The organism is Pseudomonas sp. HMSC065H01, from assembly GCF_001815235.1.
Classification (GTDB): Bacteria; Pseudomonadota; Gammaproteobacteria; order Pseudomonadales; family Pseudomonadaceae; genus Pseudomonas; species Pseudomonas aeruginosa.
The window spans coordinates 48,343-55,109 of sequence record NZ_KV819930.1 but is presented as its reverse complement, the minus strand read 5'-3'; the positions used below and the strand labels follow the sequence as shown (position 1 = coordinate 55,109).

Below are 6,767 nucleotides of genomic sequence, written 5' to 3'. Positions count from 1 at the left end.
GAAAGGCATATACACAAGCTGATGTGTGATCGCTATCTGCGCAAGGGATATGCGATATGACGGTACGCAAGGACGGCAAGACGTGGACGGCTGACTTCTATGAGAATGGTCGTTCCGGGCGCAGGATTCGCAAGAAAGGCTTCGCCACCAAGTCTGCCGCGATTCGCTATGAGCAGGATTTTTTCGCCGTGAAGGGCGAGACGGGCCGACCGCTGGATGACCGTCTCTCCGATCTGGTGAAGGTTTGGTATGACCTCCACGGCTGCACCTTGAAGGATGGCAAGCAACGCTTGGCGCGCTGCGAGGCGCTGGCGAAGCGGCTAGGGAACCCCCTGGCGTTCGAGTTCGATTCGTTGGCGTGGGCACGCTACCGGCAACGTCGCTTGACCGAGGTGAAACCTGAGACGGTCAATCACGAGCAACGCTACTTGTCGGCGGTCTTCTCTGAACTGATTCGCCTGGGTTGCTGGCACAAGGAAAACCCGCTGGGCAAGGTCCGGCAAATCAAGACGGATCAGGTCGAACTGACGTTTCTGTCCCTGGATCAGGTCGCTCGACTGCTGGAAGAGTGCAAGGCCAGTACGAATAACCATACCTATCCGGTCGCGCTGTTGTGTCTCGCCACGGGAGCCCGCTGGGAAGAGGCGGAAAGCCTGACGCGGGGCGCTGTGCATGGCGGCAAGGTGCACTATCACCGGACCAAGAATCGGCAGAGCCGATCAGTGCCGATCCCGGACGAGTTGGAGAGGTTGATATTCAAGGTGGGCATGCCTGGATCTGACCGCCTGTTCATGTCCTGCCGCGCCGCGTTCCGCTGCGCCTATCAGCGTTGCGGGTTCCAGACGCCGGGCCAGATGACCCATATTCTCCGCCATACCTTCGCCAGCCACTACATGATGGGGGGAGGGGACATCCTGACCCTACAGCGGATCCTCGGCCACTCATCGATCACGATGACCATGCGGTATGCGCACCTATCGCCGGAGCATCTGGTATCCGCATTAACTCTATCTCCGCTAGCTCAGGTTGGGGAATTACTGGCGACAGTCAGTGACTGAATATAAATATTTAGTTTCCGTTTTCTTTTCTGCGATTGCCAGTTTTCCGGAGGTAAGTATGGCGTATCTCCGATTTGGCTCTTTGGGAGCTTCTGGGCTGCATGTGTTTGTTGTTAAAGGGTAGCCTGAAGTATAGAGGATATTCATTTCAATTTTTTTGAATAGTTCGCTTCTAGGGGTTTCAATTACTATGCTGGCTACGAAAGTTGTGCAGAAGGCTAAGCCGCAGAAGAGGCTTAATGAAATAAATACACTTTGACTGTGGTTAAGTTTTTCACTAGGCGTGAGATTTTTTATTTTTTTTGGTGGGTTTTTAAGGGTGAATACTATGCCTGCTATGATATAGAGGATTAGAAAAGCATAGACCATTATCACTCCCCATAGCACAGGGGTATAAAGTAGCGTAAGTCCCGCTACACCTGAAGGCATTTCCGTTGCGCTTAGTCCTGTTTTTCGACTGATATATTCACTTGCGATGGTTCCGCAATACCAAGTAACCCACAATGTGATGTAGGCCAAAGTTATGTTGGCCAAGAAGGATATGTTTTTATAGATCGTAAATCCTTTGAAGTACACAAAGCTTAGAGTTACAGAGGATATAGTGGTTATCGTAAAGGCAGTTAAGGCTACGCCTCGGTATGGGTCCCCCGTAAAAAATTTATAACCAGTGGCGAGAACGGCAATGTAGAGGCTTAGCCAGATGGTAAGGGAGAGTAGGTTTTTCGTGCTCTTGGCATTCTCGGAGAGTTTAAAGAGCTTATTTTTCTCTATGAGTCTTAATGACTCGGCTTTATTGGAAGCTACAGCAAGTATTGCTGGCGTTATAAAGTAGAGGGCGGTAAGGATATAAAAAGCCGACATGGAAAGTCCTTTTCTGTTCCAGAGATCGAGGTGGTGTCGTGGGTGGCGGTGGGAGGCCGTAGGCGCGCCGTAGTCACTTTGTAGTCACTACAGGCAAAAGAAAAGGGGTTAGCTTGCGCTAACCCCTTGAAAAATATGGTGGCTACACCGGGACTTGAACCTGGGACATCAGCATTATGAATGCTGCGCTCTAACCGACTGAGCTATGTAGCCGAGTGGCGCGCATTTTCCGTATCTCGGGCGGGGCTGTCAACCCCTGGGGCTAGATAATTTTCTGATCTTTCAATCGTTTAGACGGAAGGGGTCGGATCGCCGGAGAGCGGGCGGTGAGGAGGGACGGGAACGAAAAAGCCCCGGCGCTTGGCCGGGGCTTTCCTGGGACGGGAAGGGGATTACACGTTGAAGCGGAAATGCATCACGTCGCCGTCCTTGACGATGTAGTCCTTGCCTTCCAGGCGCCATTTGCCGGCTTCCTTGGCGCCCTGTTCGCCCTTGAACTGGATGAAGTCGTCGTAGGCGACCACTTCGGCGCGGATGAAGCCTTTCTCGAAGTCGGTGTGGATCACGCCGGCGGCCTGCGGGGCTGTGGCGCCGACGCGGACGGTCCAGGCGCGGACTTCCTTCACCCCGGCGGTGAAGTAGGTCTGCAGGTTGAGCAGGCCGTAGCCGGCACGGATCACACGGTTCAGGCCGGGTTCCTCGAGACCGAGGGACTCGAGGAACATGTCCTTCTCTTCGCCGTCTTCCAGCTCGGCGATCTCGGCTTCGATCTTGTTGCACACCGGCACCACCACCGCGCCTTCTTCCTCGGCGATGGCCTTCACCACATCCAGGTGCGGGTTGTTCTCGAAGCCGTCCTCGGCGACGTTGGCGATGTACATCACCGGCTTGCTGGTCAGCAGGTGGAAGCTGCGCACCAGGCGCTTCTCCTCGTCACCGAGGTTCTTCAGCAGCGAACGCGCCGGCTTGCCCTCGGTGAAGTGGGGGATGAGCTTTTCCAGCAGGGCCTTTTGGGCCAGGGCTTCCTTGTCGCCGCCCTTGGCGTTGCGGGCGACTTTCTGCAGTTGCTTCTCGCAGCTGTCGAGGTCGGCGAAGATCAGTTCGAGGTCGATGATCTCGATGTCGCGCTTGGGGTCGACGCTGTTGGACACGTGGATCACGTTGTCGTCTTCGAAGCAGCGCACCACGTGGGCGATGGCGTCGGTCTCGCGGATGTTGGCGAGGAACTTGTTGCCCAGGCCCTCACCCTTGGAGGCGCCCGCCACCAGGCCGGCGATGTCGACAAATTCCATGGTGGTCGGCAGTACGCGCTCGGGCTTGACGATCTCGGCCAGGGCGTTCAGGCGCGCGTCGGGCATCGGCACGATGCCGCTGTTCGGCTCGATGGTGCAGAACGGGAAGTTTTCCGCCGCGATACCGGATTTGGTCAGGGCGTTGAACAGGGTGGACTTGCCGACGTTGGGCAGGCCGACGATGCCGCAGTTGAATCCCATGCTATGTCCCTCGCGCTCAGACAGGCGCTAGAAAAGTGGTTCAGGCCTTCTGGCTGTGCAGCTTCTGCATCGCCCGGGTCCAGTCCCCGGCGAGCATTTCCGGCAGCACGCCGAGGGCGAAGTCGATGCTGGTGTCGAGCAGTTCCTGCTCGCTGCGCGGGGCGCGGCCGAGCACGTAACCGGAAACCAGGCTGCTGTGCCCCGGATGGCCGATGCCAAGCCGCAGGCGATGGAAAGAATTCTGATTGCCGAGCTGGGCGATGATGTCGCGCAACCCGTTGTGCCCGCCGTGTCCGCCGCCGGTCTTGAGCTTGGCGACGCCAGGGGGCATGTCGAGTTCGTCGTGGGCCACCAGGATGGCGTCCGGGGCGATCCGGAAGAATCCCGCCAGCGCCGCCACGGACTGGCCGCTGCGGTTCATGTAGGTGGTCGGGATCAACAGACGAACGTCCTTGCCCTGGTGGCTGAACTTGCCGACCAGGCCGAAATACTTGCGGTCAGCCACGAGGCTGACGCCCTGGGCATGCGCCAGGCGCTCAACGAAAAGGGCCCCCGCGTTATGCCGGGTCTGGTCGTATTCAGGACCCGGGTTTCCCAGGCCAACGATCAGTTGTACGGCAGTCACGACGGGAGCCCCTCTCTATAAAAAGGCGATCGAGTAATGAATTACTCGGCGGCGCCTTCTTCGCTACCTTCTTCCTTCACCACGCGGGAAGCGTGGATGTTGGCAACGGCCAGGTCGTTGCCGTGGGCCAGTTGTACCAGCTCGACGCCTTTCGGAGCCTTGAGGTCCGACAGGTGAACGATCTGGCCCAGCTCGACCTTGGCCATGTCGACTTCGATGAATTCCGGCAGGTCTTTCGGCAGGCAGGAAACTTCGACTTCGGAGATGGTGTGGGAGATCTCGCCACCGGCTTGCTTGACGCCAACGGCTACTTCTTCGTTGATGAAGTGCAGCGGTACGTGGGCGGTCAGCTTGTGGTCGGCGACCACGCGCAGGAAGTCGGCGTGCATCACGAAGCCTTTCGCCGGATGGCGCTGCAGGGCCTTGATCAGTACGGTTTCCTTGGCGCCGCCAACGTTCAGGGCGATCACGTGGCTGAAGGCAGCCTCGTTTTCCAGGAGCTTGGCGATTTCGCGCAGTTCCAGGGTTACGGACTGGGGCTCTTTGTCGCCGCCGTAAACGACAGCAGGAACCAGACCGGCGTTACGACGCAGGCGGCGGCTCGCACCTTTCCCCAGATCGGAACGCACTTGGGCATTCAGAATAAAGTCGACCATTGTGTATCTCCAAAAATAACAATGCGCCCGAACGCTTGCGACCAGCGTTCGGGCGATTTCAAAGGCCCCGCCGGAGCGGGGCGTTTTCGTTCAGGCGCGTTCGCCGAGGCTGGGCCTCAGCGGAACATCGCGCTGATCGATTCTTCGTTGCTGATCCGGCGCATGGCTTCCGCAACGACCGGAGCGATGTCCAGCTGGCGGATGCGGCCACAGGCCTGGGCAGCGGCGGACAGCGGGATGGTGTTGGTCACCACCAGCTCGTCCAGTACGGATTTCTCGATGTTCTCGATGGCACGGCCGGACAGCACCGGGTGGGTGCAGTAGGCGATGACCTTGGCGGCGCCGTGCTCTTTCAGGGCCTTGGCGGCGTGACCGAGGGTGCCGGCGGTATCGACCATGTCGTCTACCAGTACGCAGGTACGGCCTTCGACGTCACCGATGATGTGCATCACTTCGGACTGGTTGGCCTTGGGACGACGCTTGTCGATGATCGCAAGATCCACGCCCAGGGACTTGGCCACGGCGCGCGCGCGCACCACGCCGCCGATGTCCGGGGAGACGATCATCAGGTTCTCGAAGCGCTGGTCTTCGATATCGTCCACCAGCACGGGGGAACCGTAGATGTTGTCTACCGGGATATCGAAGAAGCCCTGGATCTGATCCGCGTGCAGGTCGACCGTGAGGACACGGTTGACCCCGACGACGGTCAGCATGTCGGCCACTACCTTGGCGCTGATGGCCACGCGGGCGGAGCGCGGACGGCGATCCTGGCGGGCATAGCCGAAGTAGGGGATGACAGCGGTGATACGAGTGGCCGAGGAGCGGCGGAAGGCATCGGCCATCACCACCAGTTCCATCAGGTTGTCGTTGGTCGGCGCGCAGGTCGGCTGAATCAGGAATACGTCCTTGCCGCGGACGTTTTCGTTGATTTCGACGCTGATTTCGCCATCGGAGAATTTGCCAACTGAAACATCGCCAAGAGGAATGTGCAGCTGACGCACGACGCGTCGTGCAAGATCGGGGTTAGCGTTCCCCGTGAAGACCATCATCTTGGACACGCTACAGGTACCTGTGTCGACCGAAGGGATCCGGATGAAATACAGAAGAGGAAAATGGCAGGGGCGGCTGGATTCGAACCAACGCATGGCAGGATCAAAACCTGCTGCCTTACCGCTTGGCGACGCCCCTGTGGTATTGCTCGAATGCCGTTTCGGCATTCCTTTCTCAGACCAGAGTTTCCAGCTTCCGGTGCAACATCGAGATGTTGCTTCCTTTGGCGACGAACCTCTGAAGGTGGTCTGGAAGAAGGGCCGAGACTTTATCAGCTTCAGCTTTGTTTGGGAAGCTCCCAAACACACAACCTCCAGTGCCGGTTAATCTAGCTGAAACAAATTTGTTTAGCAAGATCAAAGCGTTACGAACTTCTGGGTAACGCCTCTCGACTACCGGCTGACAGTCGTTTCGGCTGTCCCCCTCGAGAACGGTGCGCACTTTAATGGCGGGAGAATCGCGTGTCAACAGTGGATCTGAAAAAATTTCTGCTGTGCTGACAAGTACTTGCGGAACCACGACGAGATACCAGGGCTCCGGGATGTCCACCGGGGTGAGCTTTTCGCCCACGCCCTCGGCGAAAGCCGCGCGTCCGCGGGTGAAGACCGGCACGTCGGCGCCCAGGTGCAGGCCCAGGGCGGCGATGCGGTCCTCGTCCCAGCCGAGTTGCCAGAGATGGTTCAAGGCCAGGAGCGTCGTGGCGGCGTCGGAGCTGCCGCCGCCGATGCCGCCCCCCATGGGCAAGCGCTTGTCCAGCCAGATGTCGACGCCTTGCGGGCTGCCGGAGGCTTCCTGCAGCCCGCGCGCGGCGCGCACGATCAGGTTGCTGTCGTGCGGCACCCCGGCGATTTCCGTGTGCAGGCGTACCTGGCCGTCCTGGCGGGCTTCGAAATGCAGCTCGTCGCCGTGGTCGAGGAATTGGAACAGGGTCTGCAACTCGTGATAGCCATCGTCGCGGCGGCCGAGGATATGCAGGAACAGATTGAGCTTGGCCGGGGCTGGCAGGCTGAGGCGCACGCTCATG

At 58.7% G+C, this 6,767-nt stretch carries 7 protein-coding genes and 2 tRNA genes; 1 reads left to right on the top strand and 8 read right to left on the bottom strand.

Features of this window, described 5'->3' with window-relative positions:
* Positions 1 to 56 precede the first annotated feature (56 nt).
* Positions 57 to 1,058 carry a phage integrase gene (locus HMPREF3014_RS27375; RefSeq protein WP_023087820.1) on the top strand — a complete coding sequence of 334 codons (1,002 nt, stop codon included), beginning with the start codon at positions 57 to 59 and terminating at the stop codon, positions 1,056 to 1,058.
* On the opposite strand, the gene HMPREF3014_RS34510 is transcribed toward HMPREF3014_RS27375, so the two are convergent.
* The 8 genes from HMPREF3014_RS34510 to ispE all read right to left on the bottom strand — a co-directional run bounded on the left by HMPREF3014_RS34510 (position 1,035) and on the right by ispE (position 6,766).
* Positions 1,035 to 1,919, bottom strand: a complete 885-nt coding sequence (locus HMPREF3014_RS34510; protein WP_023087819.1) for a hypothetical protein — start codon at positions 1,917 to 1,919, stop codon at positions 1,035 to 1,037. The two genes, HMPREF3014_RS27375 and HMPREF3014_RS34510, sit on opposite strands and share 24 nt — an antisense overlap.
* A gap of 136 nt (positions 1,920 to 2,055) precedes the next feature.
* Positions 2,056 to 2,132, bottom strand: a tRNA-Met gene (locus HMPREF3014_RS27370).
* A 179-nt stretch (positions 2,133 to 2,311) separates the two neighbouring features.
* The gene (gene ychF, locus HMPREF3014_RS27365; RefSeq protein WP_003099270.1) at positions 2,312 to 3,412 is read right to left on the bottom strand and encodes a redox-regulated ATPase YchF; all 1,101 of its coding nucleotides are present in this window, start codon (positions 3,410 to 3,412) and stop codon (positions 2,312 to 2,314) included.
* Positions 3,413 to 3,452: 40 nt separating this feature from the next.
* Positions 3,453 to 4,037, bottom strand: coding sequence for an aminoacyl-tRNA hydrolase (gene pth, locus HMPREF3014_RS27360; RefSeq protein ID WP_003099278.1), 585 nt, complete (start codon positions 4,035 to 4,037; stop codon positions 3,453 to 3,455).
* A 41-nt stretch (positions 4,038 to 4,078) separates the two neighbouring features.
* Positions 4,079 to 4,693: a 50S ribosomal protein L25/general stress protein Ctc gene (locus tag HMPREF3014_RS27355; protein WP_003099279.1), complete on the bottom strand. Its 615-nt coding sequence runs from the start codon at positions 4,691 to 4,693 to the stop codon at positions 4,079 to 4,081.
* Positions 4,694 to 4,809: 116 nt separating this feature from the next.
* Positions 4,810 to 5,751 carry a ribose-phosphate pyrophosphokinase gene (locus HMPREF3014_RS27350; protein WP_003099281.1) on the bottom strand — a complete coding sequence of 314 codons (942 nt, stop codon included), beginning with the start codon at positions 5,749 to 5,751 and terminating at the stop codon, positions 4,810 to 4,812.
* 55 nt (positions 5,752 to 5,806) lie between these two features.
* Positions 5,807 to 5,881 (bottom strand) — tRNA-Gln (locus HMPREF3014_RS27345).
* A 36-nt stretch (positions 5,882 to 5,917) separates the two neighbouring features.
* A complete protein-coding gene (gene ispE / locus HMPREF3014_RS27340) occupies positions 5,918 to 6,766 on the bottom strand; it encodes a 4-(cytidine 5'-diphospho)-2-C-methyl-D-erythritol kinase (protein WP_009875808.1) in 849 nt (282 codons plus the stop codon).
* Position 6,767: the final 1 nt, after the last annotated feature.